This window comes from Methylotuvimicrobium sp. KM2, from assembly GCF_038051925.1.
Classification (GTDB): Bacteria; Pseudomonadota; Gammaproteobacteria; order Methylococcales; family Methylomonadaceae; genus Methylotuvimicrobium.
In genome coordinates, this window is the sequence record NZ_CP150634.1 from 3,193,437 (window position 1) to 3,214,108 (window position 20,672).

Annotated in this window: 17 protein-coding genes; 5 read left to right on the forward strand and 12 right to left on the reverse strand. The window is 45.5% G+C overall.

Annotation, left to right across the window (positions count from 1 at the left end; all coding sequences use genetic code 11):
• Window position 1 precedes the first annotated feature (1 nt).
• The 3 genes from WJM45_RS13375 to WJM45_RS13385 form a co-directional block, all read right to left on the reverse strand.
• Window positions 2-937, reverse strand: coding sequence for a hypothetical protein (locus tag WJM45_RS13375; RefSeq protein ID WP_341325593.1), 936 nt, complete (start codon window positions 935-937; stop codon window positions 2-4).
• Between the two features lie 75 nt (window positions 938-1,012).
• Window positions 1,013-3,304 carry an MMPL family transporter gene (locus WJM45_RS13380; RefSeq protein ID WP_341325594.1) on the reverse strand — a complete coding sequence of 764 codons (2,292 nt, stop codon included), beginning with the start codon at window positions 3,302-3,304 and terminating at the stop codon, window positions 1,013-1,015.
• Between the two features lie 537 nt (window positions 3,305-3,841).
• The gene (locus WJM45_RS13385; protein ID WP_341325595.1) at window positions 3,842-4,699 is read right to left on the reverse strand and encodes a ThiF family adenylyltransferase; all 858 of its coding nucleotides are present in this window, start codon (window positions 4,697-4,699) and stop codon (window positions 3,842-3,844) included.
• A 482-nt stretch (window positions 4,700-5,181) separates the two neighbouring features.
• Here WJM45_RS13385 and WJM45_RS13390 point away from each other — a divergent pair, with 482 nt between their 5' ends.
• Window positions 5,182-6,042 (forward strand): PEP-CTERM sorting domain-containing protein, encoded by an 861-nt coding sequence (locus WJM45_RS13390; RefSeq protein ID WP_341325596.1) that lies wholly within the window; start codon window positions 5,182-5,184, stop codon window positions 6,040-6,042.
• Between the two features lie 225 nt (window positions 6,043-6,267).
• Here WJM45_RS13390 and WJM45_RS13395 read toward each other — a convergent pair whose 3' ends face one another.
• The 7 genes from WJM45_RS13395 to WJM45_RS13425 all read right to left on the reverse strand — a co-directional run bounded on the left by WJM45_RS13395 (window position 6,268) and on the right by WJM45_RS13425 (window position 13,094).
• Window positions 6,268-7,017 carry an IS5 family transposase gene (locus tag WJM45_RS13395; RefSeq protein WP_341325597.1) on the reverse strand — a complete coding sequence of 250 codons (750 nt, stop codon included), beginning with the start codon at window positions 7,015-7,017 and terminating at the stop codon, window positions 6,268-6,270.
• A gap of 807 nt (window positions 7,018-7,824) precedes the next feature.
• Window positions 7,825-9,522: a tetratricopeptide repeat protein gene (locus tag WJM45_RS13400; protein WP_341325598.1), complete on the reverse strand. Its 1,698-nt coding sequence runs from the start codon at window positions 9,520-9,522 to the stop codon at window positions 7,825-7,827.
• A gap of 796 nt (window positions 9,523-10,318) precedes the next feature.
• On the reverse strand, window positions 10,319-10,789 hold the full coding sequence (locus WJM45_RS13405; protein WP_341325599.1) for a hypothetical protein: 471 nt from the start codon (window positions 10,787-10,789) through the stop codon (window positions 10,319-10,321).
• 84 nt (window positions 10,790-10,873) lie between these two features.
• A complete protein-coding gene (locus tag WJM45_RS13410) occupies window positions 10,874-11,497 on the reverse strand; it encodes an integrase core domain-containing protein (RefSeq protein ID WP_341325600.1) in 624 nt (207 codons plus the stop codon).
• 12 nt (window positions 11,498-11,509) lie between these two features.
• A complete protein-coding gene (locus WJM45_RS13415; protein ID WP_341325601.1) occupies window positions 11,510-11,941 on the reverse strand; it encodes a hypothetical protein in 432 nt (143 codons plus the stop codon).
• Window positions 11,938-12,432 (reverse strand): transposase, encoded by a 495-nt coding sequence (locus WJM45_RS13420; protein ID WP_341325602.1) that lies wholly within the window; start codon window positions 12,430-12,432, stop codon window positions 11,938-11,940. Before WJM45_RS13420 ends, WJM45_RS13415 begins: the two co-directional genes overlap by 4 nt.
• Before the next feature lie 437 nt (window positions 12,433-12,869).
• A complete protein-coding gene (locus WJM45_RS13425; protein ID WP_341325603.1) occupies window positions 12,870-13,094 on the reverse strand; it encodes a hypothetical protein in 225 nt (74 codons plus the stop codon).
• 208 nt (window positions 13,095-13,302) lie between these two features.
• Here WJM45_RS13425 and WJM45_RS13430 point away from each other — a divergent pair, with 208 nt between their 5' ends.
• Entirely contained in the window at window positions 13,303-13,434 is a 132-nt protein-coding gene (locus WJM45_RS13430; protein ID WP_341325604.1) for a hypothetical protein, read from the forward strand.
• 64 nt (window positions 13,435-13,498) lie between these two features.
• A complete protein-coding gene (locus WJM45_RS13435) occupies window positions 13,499-13,711 on the forward strand; it encodes a type II toxin-antitoxin system HicB family antitoxin (protein WP_341325605.1) in 213 nt (70 codons plus the stop codon).
• Between the two features lie 725 nt (window positions 13,712-14,436).
• Here the strand turns inward: WJM45_RS13435 and WJM45_RS13440 are convergent.
• Window positions 14,437-15,345: an Rpn family recombination-promoting nuclease/putative transposase gene (locus WJM45_RS13440; RefSeq protein ID WP_341325606.1), complete on the reverse strand. Its 909-nt coding sequence runs from the start codon at window positions 15,343-15,345 to the stop codon at window positions 14,437-14,439.
• A 609-nt stretch (window positions 15,346-15,954) separates the two neighbouring features.
• Between WJM45_RS13440 and WJM45_RS13445 the strand changes: the two genes are divergently transcribed.
• Together WJM45_RS13445 and WJM45_RS13450 are read left to right on the forward strand one after the other, a co-directional pair.
• Entirely contained in the window at window positions 15,955-16,734 is a 780-nt protein-coding gene (locus WJM45_RS13445) for an outer membrane lipoprotein-sorting protein (RefSeq protein ID WP_341325607.1), read from the forward strand.
• A gap of 533 nt (window positions 16,735-17,267) precedes the next feature.
• A complete protein-coding gene (locus WJM45_RS13450) occupies window positions 17,268-19,028 on the forward strand; it encodes an AMIN domain-containing protein (protein ID WP_341325608.1) in 1,761 nt (586 codons plus the stop codon).
• Between the two features lie 496 nt (window positions 19,029-19,524).
• On the opposite strand, the gene wecB is transcribed toward WJM45_RS13450, so the two are convergent.
• Complete coding sequence (wecB, locus tag WJM45_RS13455; protein ID WP_341325609.1) at window positions 19,525-20,664, reverse strand: UDP-N-acetylglucosamine 2-epimerase (non-hydrolyzing); 1,140 nt, start codon at window positions 20,662-20,664, stop codon at window positions 19,525-19,527.
• Window positions 20,665-20,672 lie beyond the last annotated feature (8 nt).

Consider the following 20,672-nt stretch of genomic DNA (forward strand, 5'->3'; position numbering starts at 1 on the left):
CTCACGCACCGATGCTTTTCAAAATATTATCCAACGATGTCAGTCCGATCAATCCTCTAAATAAGATAAGCCCGCCCTCGACCAAACCATAACATTCGTAAGTCTGAACAGACTCCGCATCAGCGGGCTGAGCTGTTTTATCGAAATCATCAACTCGCCTAACCAAAATATTCAAGACAGCATTACTCGAAATAGCCGACAATACCTTACGGTCGATACTGATTTTATGCGTGGTATAAACCATCGGCTCGTTTTCAAAATCCAATGATTCCATTTTTGCCTTCTCCAACAACGCACATGAAATCAAACTACACGGAAAAATTTCAGGGAAAATCGCCGTATCCGTTAGATCATCAAAATAAAGCCGCTGATCCGCCAAAGAGCCGCACAAAAAATTTTTCGCATTACTGACATTCATAAACTTACGCTTCAGAAAAAAACCGCTCGGCGTCAAAAAACTGCGGTCCTGATAACGATTTAAATCATCGAATTGAGCAGATTCCGGGTTATTTAAAAACAACGGTACTGAAGATTCTTTCTTATAGCCCACCAAAGCCAATAGACCGTCGGCTTTCACGCTGACGCGGTGACTTAGAATGCCGTCACCATCCGGATTGAATTGAGGTTTCTTGATATCAATGTCAACCGCCTGCCCGGGCTTAACCGCATTAACGAAGGAAAATTGATAATTACTAAAACGCAAATTGTATTCGTCGATCAATTCATTTTCGTTAGTACCCTGTCGGTAGCGCACAAACTCGTGCTCGATCATCGACTCCAATTGAAACCCCAAAGCGATCGGCCCTTTAAACGGGTTATTCCGAATCCGCCGCCAATATTCCGCATCGTGAAATAAATTAAAATCGTCGGTGGCATTACGAACGACATCGATATGGATCTGTTGAAAGACCTTGGGGTTAGAGGCAGTATGTAACATTGAAAATAGTTTTCCCTTATCTGTCTGTAAATCGGCGTAAAACCGAACAATTCCTAATCGCAAGCAACGATCAATTTACTTCCTATCCAGACACATTAAAATGGGCGGGAGTAAAAACAAATCCATGAACAAAGCAATTCCTATTGTGATGGCAGTTAATAAACCCATATCCGAATTCACTGTAAAATGCGAAAAACTCAAGACAGCAAACCCACTAATTAAAACCACCGAAGTGACCCACATAGCACTGCCTACCGTTGAAAAAGCATAACGCACCGCATCATCACAGGCGGCCTCTCGCTCAACCCTAGCACGACGATATTTACTGATGAAATGCACAGTATCATCGACGACAATTCCCAACGTCATTCCCGTCACAATCGACAAACCGAGCCCAACATTCCCATCTATCAAAGCCCAAACGCCAAATGCAACACCGGCAGGCGCTAAGTTTGGCACTAAGCTCAACAAGCCTAATTTAAACGACCGAAAAGCGCCAACCAAAATGAAGGAAATCAACACCAATGCCAGTAAGGTCCCTCCCATCATGCTGGCAATATTCCGCTTGCCAATATGAGAAAACATTAAAACCGGGCTAGCGACTTCGGCATCAATATCTGGCATATTAGTTTTCAACCAATTATGCAAACGCGATTCCACGACTAACATTTCATTTGAGCTCAAGCTTTTCAATGTTGCAATCATCCGAGTTCCGGATTTATCGATGTTAACCTGGTCATTTAAATCTAAACCGTACGGCAAGGACATTTCATACATCAACAAATATTGTGCCGCCAAATCTCGTGCAGCCGGCAGTTTATATTCGTCCTGACTACCGTCGTGCATATTCTGATTCAACCGCTTAAAGGTATCGGTGATACTATTTACATGCAACACTTCGGGCTGTTGCTGTAACCATTGACTCAATTGTTCAACTTTTTCCAAAACGAGGGGTTCATTCAAGCCGCCTTCTTCACTGACCGATAAAGCAATCTCGATAGTATAAAACCCGCCCATTTCCTGATCGAGAAAATCGGTAGCGCGCCTAAATTCGACCGTTTCATCGAAATACTTGACGAACTCGTCATTCAACTCATTCAGCGTCACCATTGCCGTCAATATCAGCACCAACCCGCCGTTGACTACCAAAAGAAACTTGGGTCGTCTAATTACCCATAGTGCCAATTTATCCATCCAATTTTGTTTTGATGCATCACAGAGCTTTACCCGCACAGGCAAAATCATCATTATTGCGGGCAAGATAGTCATTGTTAACAAAAAGGCAACGAGTACCCCGCATGCCACAATATTACCCAAATCCCTAAAAGGCGGCGCATCGCTAAAATTCATGCTTAAAAACCCGATCGCAGTTGTAACGCTCGTTAACAACATGGGCTTAAAATTGATTTTCAAACTATTTAACAGTGCTTCTTTTTTAGCCTGCCCCTGCCTCATATTCTGAAGCATCGCCACTAAGAGATGAACGCAATCAGCCACAGCCATTGTCATGATAATGGTAGGCGCCGTTACCGATACCGGTGTAATCGGCCAACGCAACCATCCGAAAAATCCCATAACCGCCAATAGGGTAAAAATTATAAGCAAAATCGAACCGAAGGTTGCGCTAAAGGAACGCAAGGAAAGTAGCAATACCAATATAATCATGCCGTACATAATCGGCGTCATCTTTTGACTATCAGCCAATGTAGACTCGACAAACGCATTATTCATCATTACCATGCCGGTCAAATGAATCTCAAGCTTCGGGTACAAAGTCTTAATTTCCTCGGCCATGCCTCGTGCTGCCGCCGCCACCTCAGTAACCTCCATTGGGTCTAATTCGGGTAATTGAACAGTCACATTCACACCCGCGACATGCCCCTGTCGAGACACCAAACGGTTTACCAATAAGGGTTCATTGAGCGCGATCTTTTTAATTTCGCCTAAGTCGCTACTACTGATATCACTGGGATCCAGCACTAAATCAGCAACGACCAACTCGCCATCCGAGATGCTCGTGTGTTGAAAATTAGTAATCGAATCGACTCGACTCGAAAATGGCAGTTGCCATGCTTTTTCGGTTAATAGCGCAATTGCCGACAACACCTCCGGAGTAAAAACATCATTACCGGACGGCGCGATTACAAACAACACATTATCGCTTTTGTTATAAGTCGACTGGATTTTATCGAACGCCAGCAATTGAGGATTGTCTTCGCTAAATAAAGACCGGTAATCGTTATCGAACGTCAAGCGGGGCATCCCTAGAGCCGAAATAAGCACGATAACAAAACAAAACACTACCGTTATCCAAGGGCGCTCGACTATAAACAACATCGACCGCGATACGCTTGTGTCATTGTGCATGCTCAACTTCTCCTAAACATTTCAAAAAACAAACCGATTAGTCAATTGCTTCTACTAAAAGCCTATCTCCGCCGGGAAACAGACTTCAGAGCCGTGAACAGCTTACTCCCTTTATAGCCAAAAAGCGGCTAACTTTATGGAAGGTATGGGGTGTGGCTAGCGAGGATGTCGGCAGCAGGGAAAGCTGCCGTCAAGCCCCCACGGAAGGGTTCACGGCGGTCCTCGATAGACACATCCCATACCTTTTATTCTTCGACGGTTTTTCGATCAAAAGGGAGTAGTAAGTGTCCAAAACTTATTTCCCGATTTGGCTAGTATCAGGTAACGCTGGAAGAAGTGTGCGCGGCATGGACGCCGTGCCCAAGCCTATAGGGATATATTCACGGCGTCTTCTGGAAGCGTTACCTGATACCGGCCGATAAAACCGGGTAATTATTTTGAAACAATTATTTAACGCAAATAGTAATCTTCATTTGGACATGGCCTAATATTTCAACGATACACAATAGATTAGTCGAAACTGAAAACGCCAATACATCATTCCACTCCAAGCAATTGTTTCAGCCGCCAAAACATCAAGCGCTGTAACGGGTTTCGATTGCCGCCGGGACGCCAAGTTTTTTTCAACTGATTACGATAGGCATCGAAATGCAAACCCCAAGGCGCGCAAATGACATCGCCTCGATTTAGTAGAATTTTCAATACATTCGTACAAGCCACGCCGGCAGCCAACTCAATACCCATCGGCGTCGACGGCACTTTTTTCTTTAAAAAATTGACCGAAGTCCGCTCTACTAGGTATTTCCTTTGCATCACAGTCGGCGATACGCCGATGACAAAACGCATGATTTGCTCTTCAAACGAATATCCATCCAGCGCAAAATATTGCTCGAAACTCATTTTCCCCGGCATGAAAACCAGCATCGCCGTCCCCATACCCATCGGCGCGGCGGTAATCGTCGGAATCCCCAACTCATAACAACGCGCGAATACGGCACGCCGGATTTCCAACGCAAAGATATCCAAACTATCGACGTAAATATCGACATCCTTTAAAAAATCATCCAGATTTTCAAGCGTAATGCCTTGCTTGAAATTGACGATTTCGGCCTCCGGGTTGATATCTCGAATCGTCCGTTCCATGACTTCCGATTTCGGTTGACCCAAAGTACTCATGGACGCGCCGTACTGGCGGTTAAAATTGGCAAGCTCGAAGGTATCCAAGTCGGAAATGTGGAAACGGCCTATTCCCATCCTCGCCAATACAATCAAATGACTCCCTCCGACACCGCCTAAACCGCCGACAGCAACTTTTTTATTTTTTAGCAGCTTGAATTCCTCTCGCGTCACCCAACCGATATTGCGGGAAAAAGCTTCGTCATAACTAAATTCCATTCCCCCTCCTCTATTAGTTCGCTTCACAGACAAAGTTGTGTCAAATAATTTTACAACTTTTTACCTTTCGCCAGATATTATCGAGAAAATAATCAGGCATCGTCTCTCAGCATATCTTTCGATAACCCCCCCATATTGCTCTAAATCTGCACGCGTCTCGAAGCTGTAACAAAATTAAAGCAACAGTATAGCGCAGAAAATCAGTGTCAAAAATTTTTACAAGCCTTGTTCTATCCGAAAGGAATCAAGGAAAATCCCTTTTATTCTAAAACAAAATAAAATAAATCAACCGCTATTCAATTATAATCCGCAGCAGTATAGACACTTCAAGATATTGATTTTATTAATTTAGTAAACGTTTTCTTAATAACCGAGCTTCAACAGCCTAAGTTAACAACTAAACACCATATAAAATGGCATTAAACATGCTTGTTTATTTTCGTACAATAACAATCCCTACTCAGCTTTTTGGAGAACCTTAAATGAACAAGCTACTCAAAACCTTAGGGGCAGGTATCTTAGCCGCCACCTCTACATCAATAAGCGCAGCCCCAATGGAATGGTATGTTGACGTCGGAACAGACTTTGGCGGTTTGTTTTCCGCAACAAAAGTCACCCCCACCAGCACAGGCATTAAAGATCAAGCCGACATTAGCTTTCAATCACAAACGTTAGTGACAACCCAAAACTCGGGCACATTAACCGTAGGTGATTCTATAGTGACATATGCCGGCCTCATTGCCGCAACCACGAATATAACAGCACAAACTTATGCGAATAATTTATTCACAGCCTTGCTGCCTACGATACCTGATAGTGCAAACAATGGATTTGGTAACGACTGGTTTCTTACTTTCCGCACTACCAATTTAAGCGGCACGATAACCAGTGTAAGCGATCCTACAAGACCAGAGGTCTCTTATTCTTCGGGAACCATTGAGTTGCTGTTTTCCACAAACTTGACTACTTGGTCGAACTTTATGAATTTAGATGTCATTAGCAGCACTTACGATACCGCCAACAATCTAAATATTGTGGGAAATATTGATTTCACCGGTGTCGACCTAGCTTACGCCGACCTATTCCATAAGGTCGACGGTATATCTTTTTATGACAATTGGCTTGATGGTGACGCTAATCCGATTACCTTTTCGTTAGACCAAAACTTGGGCGCACCCATCATCACTCCAATTGACCCTAACACAATTAAACTCAGCGGCACTCACGGCGCTCAACTGTACTTCAATACAGTACCAGAACCAGCAACTTTAGGACTATTAGGCATGGGAATGCTTGGCTTTGGCGTAGCAAAACAGCGCAAAAGATTAAAAGCACAACAATAAAAATATTGTCTTAACGCCGCCATATTCCAGCGGCGTTTTTTTGGCATTAGAGCATTAAGTATCGAAACAAGAAGGGTTAGGCTCATTTAATATTTTAACCCTTACCAAGAAACGTTTCGAGCATGACCGAAGAAATCAAAACGTTGGATCCGGGCTAAATAACAGGGTTACCGCATTTAACTTTTTATTTATCGTTAAATCAATGCACTAGGGGCTGTTGCCGTTTCACATAGGTAACCATAAAAAAGCGCAAGCTAAGGCCACAGAAGCTTCAAAATTTCGTTTTAGCTTGTCATATCGTGTAGCAATAGCTCTAAAATGTTTCAGTCTTGCAAACACATTTTCAACTAGGTGACGATATTTGTAGAGACACCAATCCATATCATCATTCCCTACGTTTGAATTCTTTTTTCTTGGAATGACAGGAACAGCTCCTTTGCCTTGAATCTGAACACGTAGTGGTTCACTGTCATAGCCTTTGTCAGCAACGATATAGTCAGCTTTAGGCAGTTCAGCGACTAAGGTTGGCGCTTCTTTACAATCATGAACTTCGCCACCTGTCACTGTAAAGTGGATGGGAAGACCACAGGCATCAACAGCCATATGAATTTTGGTTGTATTACCCGCAACAGATTTACCAATCGCCGATTCTTGCCCATAGGCCGCACCGCTACTATGCTGATGAGCTTTCACAATACTTCCATCAATAAATGACCATTCCAAGTCAGGCTCAACTATCAGTTCGTTAAAAATACCCATCAGTTTTTCTTTACGAGACCATTCATTGAAGCGTTTATAAACAGCATTCCAGTTACCAAAGGCACTGGGTAGATCTCGCCAGGGACAACCTACGCGCAAACGATAAAAAATCCCTTCGGTTGTTTGCCGAAGAAAGGGTTTGTCATATATCCCCATTTTCAACATAATCATCTTCAATTTTCCCCAGTGTTCATCCGTAAACATTTGTCGCGGCATAGTTTGCTTGTTTTTGGCTCAAAATAAACAAGCTATGAGGCGGAATTATTGAAATTCAAGGGTAAGTTACAAAACGGCAACAGCCCCTAGAATTTCTCGCTCCATTTCAAGATATTTTTAACGCTTGTAGCTTATTGATTCCAAGGAATTTTTATTTTTAATGTGCTTGCCCTGGGTTAAACAACCCGTCCTGCAGTGGCCTTGTGATACAGGCGAAGTATAAAAACCCAGAGGAAGATGCTTGACCATGATTGTCCATCGCGCAAAACATCAAAAGACGATAATCGTTTAGAGGCCGGCTAGAGTGTAAAATTTTCTGACACCATATAAGAAAAATTCGCCTTCTCACGAACCGGCTATGCCCTGCCTTGCCCAAAATCACCATGACATCATTGTTAATCCTGTCGATTTGCCAATAATTTCATGTTTGCCTCCCTATCAAGGCAACAATGCTCGCAAGCCATCCTTCGATTCACATCCTTTTGACCACAAGACAATTAGGCTAAATAAATTCTGACCGACGGGGCTTCCCACTTAAGGCCGGAGAAAAGTACTAAGGATTAACCGTTCGCCCTGAGCCTGTCGAAGGGTGGACGGTTAATCCGCCCAAGGTTCGACAGGCTTTCCTAAGCGCAACCGAAGGGCTCACCACGAACGGATTAACCTTAAACTGTCCCGCGTTAAGCGAGTAGCCACTGGCGGTAAATGCGGCATTGTTTTTTTTCATAAAAACACAGCAAGGTGTAACGCGCACCATGAGCTAAATTAACGCAGCAACGTTACATACCATCGCGTCACCTTAAGCCCTTAATTACCTTTTAATTGCCCCAGCATTTCAATCGCTCGATTTTTCGACTCGAAGGCTTGATCGACTTGCGTTATCGCCTCCAGTAGTTCGACAGCCCGTTTCTTATCGCCTTTTGCGGCAAGCGCTTCGGCTAGATGAAATTTGATATTAGGATCATTGGGTTTTAAGTCTACCGCTTTTTCCAATAACTCGAGCGCTTTTTGAAATTCTCCTCGCTTTAACAGTATCGCGCCTAGCGTATCGGCGATCTCTGCTGAATTAAGCGCTGCTTTATAAGCGCGTTCCGCCATAGCAAGTGCCTCCGATTTGTTTTGCTGATGATATAACCAAGCCAGGTTATTCAATGCCAAAGGATTTTCCGGCTGTATCGCCAAAATAGCCTGATAATGTTTTTCAGCCTGCCGTAAGTTGCCTTGTTGCTGCAAAATGTTGGCTAAATGAAAGTGCGCTAAGAGATTTTTATCGTCTTTTTTTAACTCGTCATTCAACAGCTTTATTGCGTCGGCTTGTTTTCCCTGAGAACTTAATACCGCAACCATCAACTCGAGCAACTTCGGGTTAGGTCGCGCTTGATACGCTTCACGGTATGCCCCATAGGCTTGATCGAATTTCTTTTGGGACAGAAAAATATCCCCTTCGATTGCTTTGTGCAACTTCGTTTCGGGCGATAAATCGGCAATACTTTGAGCAACTTTCATCGCTTCATCATGATGCTTAACCCTTATTAACAAATTCGCTTTTTGAACCATCAACTGCAAATTATCGGGCGCCGCCGTTGAAGCCTGATTCAACAGGGCTAAGACTTCATCCGCCTTATCCGGTTGTCTCGACAAATAATTCGCCAACATTATCCGGTGCTGAATGTCTCGTTCGTTTTGTGCGATGATTCTACGTAGCGTCTGCTCCGCCTCAACTGCCTGATTATTTACGATATACGCGCCTGCCAACAAGGACAAAGCGGCGGGGTGTTCCGGATAACGAACATTCATCTCCTGTACCAACGTCAATACTTTTTCCGGCTGCTTCTGTATTCCATACAATCGCGCCAAACTCGACAGCAGCCTCGCTTCATCTGCAATTTGGCCTTTGACGTTCTCAAGCCCTTGGATCAGTGCTTTTTCCGCTTCATCCAGGTTTTTTTCTTTATTCGCTATTTCGGCTAGTAATAGATATGGCGAAACGGTTTTTTTGTTTACCGCCATTGCTTGACGAATCCGTTCTTTGGCTTGCTGGGACCTTCCTTCGTCAAAGTCTATCGAGGCAATACCCAGCAATGCCGCTTGATTTTTTGGGTCGAGACTCAAAGCCTTGTTAAAACTTGCCGATGCCGCTTTACGGTCTTTTTGATGAAGCTCTATCGTTGCCTTGAGAATATAGGCTTGCACAATATCCGGCTGCCGCTTGATGAGCGCTTCTACCTGACTGTGAGCGCTATCGAATTGTTTTTGCCTGATTTTTTCTAAAATTTCGGCAAACTCTTCTTTGATGTTTTGTTGCTGTGTTTTTTCAAAGTCCTCCGGGCTTAACATTAAGCTGCTCGGCTCGTCAAACATGGACTTTTTATCAAGAACCGTCAGAGGATCTTTATCTAGTTCATTGAGGTCGTAAGTCGCCGCAATGCTATTTGAACTTGCTATTAATATAGCAATACTCAAACAATGCTTTGCTTGAGTTAAAACCAATTGTTGTTGACTCATAAATATATTCCTTCTCAATTTTAGGGAACCGTAAATTATTTATAGCACGAAACAGGGCGCTTGATATCAAGCAAAAACCAAGATTCATTTTGTTACTGGCCTTGGCCGGCTTGGGGTGAATTTTTTGATTTTCTTACCCTTCTCAATGACTAAACAGATCTGAAGCGCTGTAAAATTTTCTGACACTCACAAAAAAAGGGGGGGCAGTCTAAAATGGGGTTATGTAAAAAGGGGTCAGGTTGAATTAATAATTTTATCCTGCCTCCTTTTTCTGCCTTTTTCTCTAATCAAGATTAAATTTTGATAATTGTGTCGCTATAGAGCGCTACCAAGGGATCGTGGGTCATTAAACGCATCGGCTCTACGAGCGCCTGAGCCATAAGTATGCGGTCGAACGGGTCTTGGTGATGTAAAGGCAGTTCTTCGACCGCTATCGCAAAAAAGGGGTCAGGTTTATTTAATAATTTACCCCTTGCCAAGGACCCGCTCTAAACGTTTCGAGTATAGCCAAAGCTTACCGAAAAGTTAGGGACGGGTTAAATAAGCCGTCCCGCCAAGGTCTTAAAATAGAGGCAACGCATAAACACCCAGTAAAAAGTACCAAGCCAAGTTTCTCCATCGCGCAAAAAATCAAAAATGATAATCGTTTAGAGACTTGCTAAAGCGTAAAATTTTATAACACCAAGAAATAAAGAGGGCAGAAGTTTATACCTACATCCGGGATGTTCCTAAAAAACGCCATGGTTAATGCAGGCTGATCAAATAAGCATGGCGCACAAAAGAGCCTCTTCTGCTTTCAATCCGGTTCTTTAAAAACGTTCTCAAGACTCGTTGCATCGAAAACCCGATCAAACCACACTTCAATCTCTGCTAAAGAAGCTTGATCGATTTTAGCTTGCAGAATTGGCTCCATTCGATTGCCAAAACGCTTGTGCAACGCGCGTTGCAATAACATTTTAGCTTCATTCTCCGAACCTTTTTCCATACCTTTTTCTATGCCTTTTTCCATGCCTTTTACATAACTCGGCAAGCGTTCAATATTGATTTGTAACATTTCGTATGCCTCTTGGATGTCGATATTTAATTGACGGTTGTCCGCTAATATTTCCAACATTTCTAAATATTCACGACGCGCCTTGTCGTTCGTGCCGATCAATGCTTCCAGCTTCTGTAGAATATGCCGTACTATCTGAGTCGCCGACTCACCTTGAAAATCACACAGTATCGACAATACCAATGCCTCCGGCGTTCCTTGGTCGAACAACATGCGGAAAAGGGGTCAGGTTCATTTAATAATTTACTCCTTGCCAAGAACGGTAAATGTCAACGTAGTTGTCGCATGTGTTGAAAATTAATGAACGGTAGTGTCGGTATTTTTTACCGCATTATCGATTGGTTTATCGGGATTTAAACAGACTTGTGCCTGCCAATCCCAGTTTCGGGTACCACGGCTCCAGCGCTCCGGTTTTTTGGCTTTAGCGGCCTCATAAACGGCTTGGCGTTGCTTCAAGATCGCCTGGTCTTCACCCGTATGACGTTGCTCGGGTGTGACATATTGAATGCCGCTGTGCCGATGCTCGTGGTTATACCAGCAGACAAAGCCGGTCACCCATTCCCTGGCGGCGCTCAGCGAGGCAAAAGGCTGTGTCGGATACTGTGCGTCATATTTCAGTGTTTTGAACAACGACTCGGAATACGGGTTGTCATTACTGACCGCCGGGCGACTCCGCGAGGGCGTAACGCCCAGTTGTTGCAAGGTTGCCAGCAGCGTTACCCCTTTCATCGGGCTGCCGTTGTCGGAATGTAAGACTAACTGATGTCGTGGAATGCCTTCACGTTGGCAGAGATCGGTGATCAGATCGGCAGCCAGTTCGCTGCTTTCTTGCTCATAAACTTGCCAACCGACGATCTTGCGGCTGAAAATATCCATAAACAGATACAGATAGAAAAACTGGCCTTTGACGAGGCTGGTCAAATACGTGATGTCTCAGCTCACCAGTTGTTTCGGCGCCGTTGCGGTCAGGGCTTTCGGCTTGCTGCGCTCGACCGGTGTTCGACAGGCATGACGGTGATTCACTTGTTTTGCCTCGCGAAAAATGCGGTAAATCGTCGACTCTGAAGCATAATACTCGCCGCGTTCGGCCAAGATCGGTACGATTTGATGCGGTGTTTTGTCTTTGAATTCATCGGTGTTGGCTATGGCTAATACCCGGGCGCGTTCGACGTCACTCAAACGATTGCACGGCGCTTGTTGACGGAGCGTTCGACCGTCAACCGGCACGGATTCGGGGCGTTGCCAACGTTGTAAAGTACGCAGCTGTAACCCCATGACATCGGCGGCTTTGGCTTTACCTGCTCCGTGTTTGACGGCCTCATTAAAGAGCGTGACTAAATGCATGCGTTCTGCAAGAGGGATCATGACGCCTTTTCCTCCCAGAACGCTTGGCACTTTTTTTGAAGAATCAACAAAGCCGCGGCTTCTGCTAAAGCTTTCTCCTTGCGCTGTAGGTCTTTTTTCAGTTGGCCAATCTCGTCCTGCAAGGGTTTCGCCGCTTTCCTTGATGTGTGGCTAGATTCGGCGGCCACAGGCGGTTTAATAAAGTCTTGTTTCCAAGTGTGCAGGTGATGGGTAAACAAGCCTCGTTCGCGGCAAAAGGCATTGAGTGCTTCGCCTTCCAAGCCTGCGCTGGCTACCAAGGCTTCAAACCGTTGTTGTCGAGTCCAGTCTTTAGGACGTTGTTGTTTCATAGTCTTTGTCGTTGAATGAGATCGTGTCCGTTTAAGCCAGCCTTTCAGTGTAAACACGCTGATATTCAATTCATCGGCAATCGATTGAATGCTTTTATCACCGCGTTGCAATACTTTGCTCAGGGCTTGCTCTTTAAATTCTTCACTATAACGGGTTTGCATTGTTTTACCTCTATAAAATTTTAGAGGCGACAACTATCCTGACACAGGGGGAGAACCCGCACTAAACGTTTCGAGTATAGCCAAAGTATACCGGATCATTTAGGGCATACCGAAACTTTGGGGACGGTGCTAGATAACCCATTCCACCGAGGTCTTGTGACACAGGCAACGCTAACAAAGGCGCCGCCCGTTTTTCAATCCGGTTCTTTTTCATCGTTCCTACGCTCTGCGTTGGAATGCATCCTGGGACGCTCTGCGTCCCCAGAGGTCGATAATCCAGACAAGAGCTACGCAACTCTCTATGGCTTCTCAATCCAATTGCCCGTCGCAGTCGACGCAGAGCGTCTAAAGCGGCATTCCCACGCAGAACACTCGTCTTTATACATTAAGAGAAAAAGAAGAGTCCAAAAAGGGGTCCAAAAAGGGGTCAGGTTAAATTAATAATTTAACCTGACCCCTTTTTTCGCAAGAGCCTTACCTTGGGCAAATTCTTCTCGTGCTTTCGCAATCAGTTTGTTAAATTTCCCTGCCTGAAAGTCAGATTTGATTTGAGCGTCCCAACGATCATTTTCAAGTTGAAGGAACCAATCGCGAAATTGAGTAAATTCTTCTTTGGGTAAGTTGTTGTAAACACGGGATTCAAGTTCTTCAACTTCGCTCATACAATAACTCCTTAAATTAAGGGACTATGTCTTTCTAAATGATATTTGTTTTATCATTGTGACGACTCTATTTTTCCTCTTTTTAATAATGAAGGAGTCAGGCCAGTTCCCTCTGTGCCAATATACCTGAGACACCGACGACCCATGCAATTATTAGGGAACATTTTCGCAATTGAGAATCAAGAAGATGCCATGCTAAACTCGCGACATGAAAGTGAAAGATCTTATCGCTCTTCTTGAACTGGATGGTTGGCAGCAGGTACGGCCAAAAGAAGCCATCGTCAGTTTCACCATCCCGTTAAGACCGGTACAGTCACAGTTGCTGGAAAACCCAGCGTAGATGTACCTCCTGGTACTCTAATTAGTGTTTTGAAACAAGCGGGACTTAAGCAATAGAGGTTTACATGCGCTATATGGTTGTTATTGAAGAGGGTCCAACGAGTTTGGGTGCCTATGTTCCTGATCTTCCAGGCTGCATAGCTGTCGGCGAATCTACGGAAGAAGTCTTGCAACTTATTCAAGAAGCTATCGAGTTTCATATTGAGGGTCTGAAAGAAGAAGGTCAGCATATTCCGGTGCCACACTCTTCAAGTTCGTTTGTTGACGTTCAAGCCTAACAGTAACAAAACAGCCAAAGAGACGCCCGCTTTGACCGCTTTTTTCTCTGTTCGGCACACCAAAAGTTCGCTAAAAAAGGGTCCAAAAAAGAGGTCAGGTTCTGAGGTATCCCCACGAAATAGCCAAATAAAACAATTTGCTATGGCTGAAAATTGATAGATATATTGATTTTTTCATCGTTCCTACGCTCTGCGTCACTGCCATTAAGTTAAGCCTTTTCTGGTTCCCACGGTCCTCCGTGGGAATCCGTATCTTGGCTGTTGAAACCAGATTGGTATGCGTTCCCACGCTGGAGCGATGGGAACGAAGAAAAACCTCCCCCAGCCACTCTTTTTCAAAGAGGGGAGTAAAACTCCAAGGACCTTAATTTAATGGCATTGACGCTCTGCGTGGGAATGCATCCCGGGACGCTCTGCGTCCCCAGAGGTCGATAATCCCGACAAGAGCAAGTACATTCCTTAGTCCAATTGCCCGCCGCAGTCGACGCAGAGCGTCTAAAGCGGCATTCCCACGCAGAGCATGGGAACGAGCGTTTTGCGGGGATACCTCAGGGTCAGGTTTATTTACTAACTTACCCTACCAAGAACCCGCTCTAAACGTTTCGAATATAGCCAAAGTATACCGGAACATTTAGGGCATACCGAAACTTTGGGGAGGGGTTAGATAACCCGTCCCGCAGAGGTCTTGTGTTACAGACAACGCTTACAAGATCGCCGCGCGCTTTTCAATCCGGTTCTTTAAAAACGTCTTCAAGCCTCATTGCATCGAAAACCCGATCAAACCATACTTCAATCTCTGCTAAAGAAGCCTGATTGATTTTGACTTGCAGTGCTTTCTCCATTTTATTGCCAAAGCGCTTGTGCAACGCGCGTTGCAATAACATTTTAGCTTCATTCTCCGAACCTTTCTCCATGCCTTTTTCCTCTGCCGAGGCGATTTTGCTCTCGACATCGGCCAGGGCTTGCATGCGTGTTTCATAGATTATTCGTTCGTCTTCATCGAACATTCGGTCGACTGCGGTAATCGCTTTAATGATCGCCGGGTCGACGCGCAATTGTTCCGGTACATCGTGTTTGTCCAGTTGATGCGCTTTAGTCAAAAAGGTGCTCCAGCGATCCAGCGCGGTCGTGATTTCCCGATACGGTTTGATAAATTTACGTAGTTCGATGTAGTGCAGCTCAAATACATCATGCAGTTTGTCGTCCTTGCCGGTCGCGGTGTTGATGATTTTGTAACGATTGTGGAACTCCGGCGTGTTCGGAATGAAATTGAAGTCCAATATATTGATGCTGACGGTTTTTTTCAGTTCGCGGAACATCATGCCTTCGCTGAGCTGTTCTGTCACGAGCTTCGCCCAGTAGTAGATCGCGCGCTTGTCGAAGTTGTAGTCTTCGCTGATTTGCATTTCCACATTAAACCAACGCCCTTGTTCGCTTTTCGCCTTGATGTCCAAAATTGAGATTTTTCCGGCCTGATAATCCGCTAGGTTGTAGGGATTTTTCAGCTCAACTTCGGCCACCTTATCCTCTTCGGAGACGATTGCATTGATCAAAGAGATTAGCAGGTCTTTGTTTTCTTCGCTGCCGAACAGTTTTTTGAAGGCGAAATCGACTCGGGGATTGATTCTACACATGGGCCTACTCTTTGAAACAAAATACTGCTAATAAATGTCTTCTAGCCTTGATTCTATCATGAGCAGTCATGGATGATAGCATAAGTCAATCCACAGAATGCTTAAGGGTCAGATTCTTTTGTCTTTTGCTATATTTACACGCCGAAGGAAAAGGGGGGCACTATAACAGTTGCCCCCTTCTTTATCACTCAAAATGAATTGCATTTTTTAGTTGAATCCGCGACATCTTCCTTTGACAAAGGGAGATTTATTTAGCTAATCTACCCTCCCTACCCCGAGCTAAAATTATTCGTTGTCTACATTACCTGACAGATTTATCAGCATCCGCCCAAAAACAGAAGCGGTTTCATTGCTTACTTCAGTGTAATAATTCCTGACGGCGGTATAAAAAGCACCCTATCCTTAAGCGACACGAACGATCTCTCCTCGGAGAACAAGGCAACCAGTCCGGTCGGCTAAAGATGGCGTTACCTAGCAACTTAATTCCATCGGTCATGGACTATGATTAATAATCTTCGGTAATTATGATACCGGATCGTTGACGAGTCTCCCGGCGCCGAATTTAGCGAGCAAAGGGGATTTATTCAAAAACTCACCTTGGCATTAAAAATGATAAACATACTTTTACTACTTGGTCTCTTCTTTATTACAACACCGAGCCTAGCGCAAAACGATCAAGAAAAAGGCTTGCAAATCATCGAAGAAATGGTCGAACGCGATAAAGGCTGGCAAGACAGCCAAGCCGAAATGAAAATGATCCTTAGAACCCGAAGCGGGAGCGAAGCTATTCGGCTACTCAGAATCAATACGTTGGAAGTCACCGGCGACGGAGACAAAAGCCTGACTATTTTCGATAGCCCGGGCGATGTGCGAGGAACGGCATTTTTAAGCTATACCCATGCACTTGAACCGGACGATCAATGGCTATATTTACCGGCATTGAGAAGGGTTAGGCGTATTTCGTCAAACAACAAATCGGGCCCCTTTCTCGGCAGCGAATTTGCATTCGAGGATTTGACATCATTTGAAATTCCGAAATATCAATACCGCTACCTTCGTGACGAAGCAGTAGACGGCATTGATTGCTTCGTTGTCGAGCTTGACCCTCAGTATGAACATTCCGGATATACCCGGCAGATATCGTGGATAGACAAAGAACGCTATATTCCAATAAAAGTCGAATATTACGACAGAAGAAATGCCCTATTGAAGACGCTAGAAAACAAAGATTATCGTCAACATCTCGACCAATACTGGCGTGCACACGATATGTTGATGACCAATCATCAAAACGGCAAAAGCACTAGCTTATTGATCGAGAGCATCGAATTTCGAACGGGACTCACCGAGCGCGATTTCGATCAAAATACTTTAAAGCGCGCGCGCTAGTTTTCAATTATACTTTGTCGAACCTGCTTGGAAATTGTATAAGATTTTAGCGAATTAGCGCCATTATTTAAATTATTGTCGTAATTCCCATCGTTCCCAAGCTTTGCGTCACTACCATTAAATTAACGTAAACCGTCACTGACCTCGTTCCCACGGAGGACCGCTCATCGTTATACATAAGTCAAAAATTACCCTTTTGCAAATCTTAACCAATGAGACCTCGATACCATTTTTCGTCGCCCAACGTCCCGACTTCGAAATCGCGATCTGGGGATCGCTCCCACAGAGCCTCCGGCCCCTTGTGGGAGCGACGCCTTCGTCGCGATTTCGAAGCCACTGATGTTCAATATCCGCAGATTTATCAAACAGCACCGCTTCCAAGTATACGGCGGCCTCTGTTTAGCAAGTTTACCGATACTTGTGTATAAAGGCGAGCGAAGGACCGTGGGAAGCAGAAACAATAAAGGGTGGGCTAAACAATTACGATACAAGCAAACGCAAGAAGCATATTAGGCAACAACACTTAAAATCTTATGCGCAACACCCGACTTAAATATATTAGCTTGGCAACTTGCTTGGTAATTTCGGAAGCTGATGCACAACAAATGTTGTTGGATTCGGTTGCCTATCAATCTAATCCCCGTCAAGCCTTGATAGATCTTAGCATCGTCCCCACGCCCCCCCCTGAAAACCGAAAAACGCCCGAATTCAAGGCCTTTTTCCTCGACAATCCGCCTCGCCTTGTAATTGATGTAAAAAACCTGAAATCTTCGGCACCGCTTAACCAGCCGGCTGTCGATCATCCGTATTTTCAACGTTTACGCAGCGCGCCTCGAAATAAAAACGATTTCCGGCTGGTATACGATTTAAAAAATCAAACCGGCACACACGGATACACTGTCGATACGAATTCAAACGCTCACGGCTCGTATCTGATCACCCTAACAGACACAAGGGATTTAGCCCAGGGACACAAACCGCTCACATTGGCTCCGTCAAATTATGCGGACTCAAGCGGCGAACTCCAAAAATACGATTTAACCGCACCCCAACAATCGGCAAACGAATCGTATCCTAATAACTTTAAAGAAAACCGCATCGGTGCATCGAGCGACGAATCGTTTTTTAACGACTTGATATCCGATTGGGAAATTTCCGGCTATGCCGAAGTGGAAAGCCTGGGCTTTTTTCAAACCCCGCAAGACAACCAACAACATAGCCACTATATTTCCGGTGCGATAAACCCCGAACTCTACCGAAGCTGGGATAACGGATCGCAAAGCTTTACTTTCTCGCCCTTTTATCGCTACTCTCAACACGACAGCCGCCGTACCCATTTCGATATCCGCGAACTGACGTGGCTAAAAGCCGCCTACGATTGGGAGCTGCGGGTCGGCTTCCGCCAAGTATTTTGGGGCGTCACCGAAGGTTTTCATTTGATCGACATCATCAATCAAGCCGATTTTGTCGAAAACATCGACGGCGAACAAAAACTCGGCCAGCCGATGATTAACCTAGCCTTGATTCAAGACTGGGGCACCATCGATTTGTTTTTATTGACCGGCTTCCGCGAAAGAACCTTTGCAGGACACGAAGGCCGCTTAAGAACGCACCCGGTAACCTCAGTCGGGAACGCCCAATTTGAAAGAGAAGGCGTCGAGAAACACTTGGCTTACGCCGCGAGATATTCTCATTCTTTCGGCGACTGGGATGTGGGGCTCGCTCATTTTTACGGCACTGCCCGCCAACCGACGATGCTGCCTCGCTTCAATCAGTTAGGCGAAATTGAACGAATCATCCCGCTTTATGAAAACATCAATCAAACCAGCATCGATGTACAAACGATCAAAGGCAGCTGGCTATGGAAACTCGAAGCGTTAATGCGTTCGGGACAAGGAGACCGATTCTATGCAGCGACCGGCGGCGTCGAATATACATTCTTCGACCTCTTCGAATCGGGCGTCGACCTAGGCCTGATAGCTGAATACATGTACGACAGCCGTGGCTACAATAATTTTCAGGCATTGACCCAGCAAGCCCTATTTCAAGACGATTTCTTAGCCGCAATTCGTCTGGGCTTTAACGATATTCAAAACACCCAGCTGCTTGCCGGCGTCATTTTCGATCGCACTCAAAACTCTAAAATATACAACATCGAAGCCAGTCGGCGCATTGGCAACGATTGGACCGCGGATCTTCAACTCCGTCTGTTTCGCGGCATCCCGGTCACCGATCCGTTAATCATGTTCAGCGCCGACGACCACGTTCGCTTTCAGCTTAGATACCATTTTTAGGCTTATCGAAATATGATCATCGTAGATGAAAATTCGGCCTCGGGGTGCACGGTTCACACCCTACGGCTTGTCTAGTTTTTGCACAAGCCGGGTCGGCTTTACTCGTTCCCTCGCTCCAGCGTGGGAATGCATACCGATGTTTCCGTGCCGGCATGGGTTTCGTGCTTGTACTAGGCTTCGGTATGGGTTCCCGCGGAGGACCGTGGGAACCAGACATAATTACTCGTTCCCGCGCTCCAGCGTGGGAATGCATACCGGTGTTTCCGTGCCGGCATGGGTTTCGTGCTTGTACTAGGATTCGGTATGGGTTCCCACGGAGGACCGTGGGAACCAGACATAATTACTCGTTCCCTCGCTCCAGCGTGGGAATGCATATCGGTGTTTCCGTGCCGACATGGGTTTCGTGCTTGTACTAGGCCTCTGTATGGGTTCCCACGGAGGACCGTGGGAACCAGGCATAATGGGTAATTTTCATTACCTTAGGGGCCCTCTAAGTTTAAGACGCTTTAAGCAATGTTTGAACGATTTTTTCGCAGGCATGCCCGTCGCCGTAGGGGTTGTGCGCTTTGGACATGCGCGCGTAGACATCGCCGTCCAATAGCACTTTTTCGACGCCGCTGACGATTTTTTCTTTATCGGTGCCGACCAACAAAACGGTGCCGGCATCGACTGCTTCGGGTCTTTCGGTCACTTCTCGCATCACCAATACCGGTTTACCCAGTGAGGGACCTTCTTCTTGAATGCCGCCGGAATCGGTCAGAATCAAGTCGCTTCGGTTCATGATCCAGACGAACGGTTCGTAGTCGAGCGGCGCGATCAGGTAGACGTTATCGAGTCGGTCGAGGATTTCGTAGACCGGTTTTTGCACATTCGGGTTGAGATGAACCGGATAGACTAAGTCCCAATCCGGATGTTTTTGTGCCAGTTCTTTGATCGCATTGCAAAGATCGATGAATCCTTGGCCGAAATTTTCGCGGCGGTGCCCGGTAATCAGAATGAGTTTTCGGCTTGAGTCGCAAATGGTCTTAAACAGTGTTTCGCCGAATTTTTCCTGCCATACGCTATCCGGTTCGCCGATGACTTTGTCCCGGACGATCAGCAAGGCATCGATGACGGTATTGCCGGTCACGACGATGTTTTGCTCCGGAACGCCTTCGGCGAGTAGATTATTTTTCGAGGATTGCGTCGGCGCGAAGTGATAATCGGTTATGCGTCCGACCAAGGTCCGATTTGCTTCTTCGGGAAACGGCGCTCTAAGGTTGCCGGTTCTCAGCCCCGCTTCGACATGGCCCAGTTTGATGTTTTGGTAGAACGCGGCCAGTCCCGCGGCAAAACAGGTGGTAGTGTCGCCGTGTACCAGCACGATGTCCGGCTGCGCTTCGCGTAATACATCGCGTAAGCCTAACAACACTTTCGAGGTGATGTCGAAGAGGTCTTGATTCGGCGCCATCAGGTCCAAATCGTAATCGGGTTTAATGTCAAACAAGTTGAGCACTTGGTCGAGCATCTGCCGATGTTGGGCGGTCACACATACGAGGGATTTCAGACCTTCGGCTTGTTGTAGAGCCAATACGACGGGCGCCATTTTAATCGCTTCCGGCCGGGTGCCGAAAACGGTCAGGATCTTTTTGGTCATAAAATGAT

What these genes read in the sequence shown, in the direction of transcription:
- WJM45_RS13415 (WP_341325601.1), bottom strand. Translation starts at nt 11,941, where the DNA reads ATGATCCCTCTTGCAGAACGCATGCATTTAGTCACGCTCTTTAATGAG.
- WJM45_RS13375 (WP_341325593.1), bottom strand. Translation starts at nt 937, where the DNA reads ATGTTACATACTGCCTCTAACCCCAAGGTCTTTCAACAGATCCATATC.
- WJM45_RS13425 (WP_341325603.1), bottom strand. Translation starts at nt 13,094, where the DNA reads ATGAGCGAAGTTGAAGAACTTGAATCCCGTGTTTACAACAACTTACCC.
- WJM45_RS13420 (WP_341325602.1), bottom strand. Translation starts at nt 12,432, where the DNA reads ATGCAAACCCGTTATAGTGAAGAATTTAAAGAGCAAGCCCTGAGCAAA.
- WJM45_RS13405 (WP_341325599.1), bottom strand. Translation starts at nt 10,789, where the DNA reads ATGTTGTTCGACCAAGGAACGCCGGAGGCATTGGTATTGTCGATACTG.
- WJM45_RS13430 (WP_341325604.1), top strand. Translation starts at nt 13,303, where the DNA reads ATGAAAGTGAAAGATCTTATCGCTCTTCTTGAACTGGATGGTTGGCAG.
- WJM45_RS13385 (WP_341325595.1), bottom strand. Translation starts at nt 4,699, where the DNA reads ATGGAATTTAGTTATGACGAAGCTTTTTCCCGCAATATCGGTTGGGTG.
- wecB (WP_341325609.1), bottom strand. Translation starts at nt 20,664, where the DNA reads ATGACCAAAAAGATCCTGACCGTTTTCGGCACCCGGCCGGAAGCGATT.
- WJM45_RS13435 (WP_341325605.1), top strand. Translation starts at nt 13,499, where the DNA reads ATGCGCTATATGGTTGTTATTGAAGAGGGTCCAACGAGTTTGGGTGCC.
- WJM45_RS13390 (WP_341325596.1), top strand. Translation starts at nt 5,182, where the DNA reads ATGAACAAGCTACTCAAAACCTTAGGGGCAGGTATCTTAGCCGCCACC.
- WJM45_RS13380 (WP_341325594.1), bottom strand. Translation starts at nt 3,304, where the DNA reads ATGCACAATGACACAAGCGTATCGCGGTCGATGTTGTTTATAGTCGAG.
- WJM45_RS13400 (WP_341325598.1), bottom strand. Translation starts at nt 9,522, where the DNA reads ATGAGTCAACAACAATTGGTTTTAACTCAAGCAAAGCATTGTTTGAGT.
- WJM45_RS13450 (WP_341325608.1), top strand. Translation starts at nt 17,268, where the DNA reads ATGCGCAACACCCGACTTAAATATATTAGCTTGGCAACTTGCTTGGTA.
- WJM45_RS13395 (WP_341325597.1), bottom strand. Translation starts at nt 7,017, where the DNA reads ATGCCGCGACAAATGTTTACGGATGAACACTGGGGAAAATTGAAGATG.
- WJM45_RS13445 (WP_341325607.1), top strand. Translation starts at nt 15,955, where the DNA reads ATGATAAACATACTTTTACTACTTGGTCTCTTCTTTATTACAACACCG.
- WJM45_RS13440 (WP_341325606.1), bottom strand. Translation starts at nt 15,345, where the DNA reads ATGTGTAGAATCAATCCCCGAGTCGATTTCGCCTTCAAAAAACTGTTC.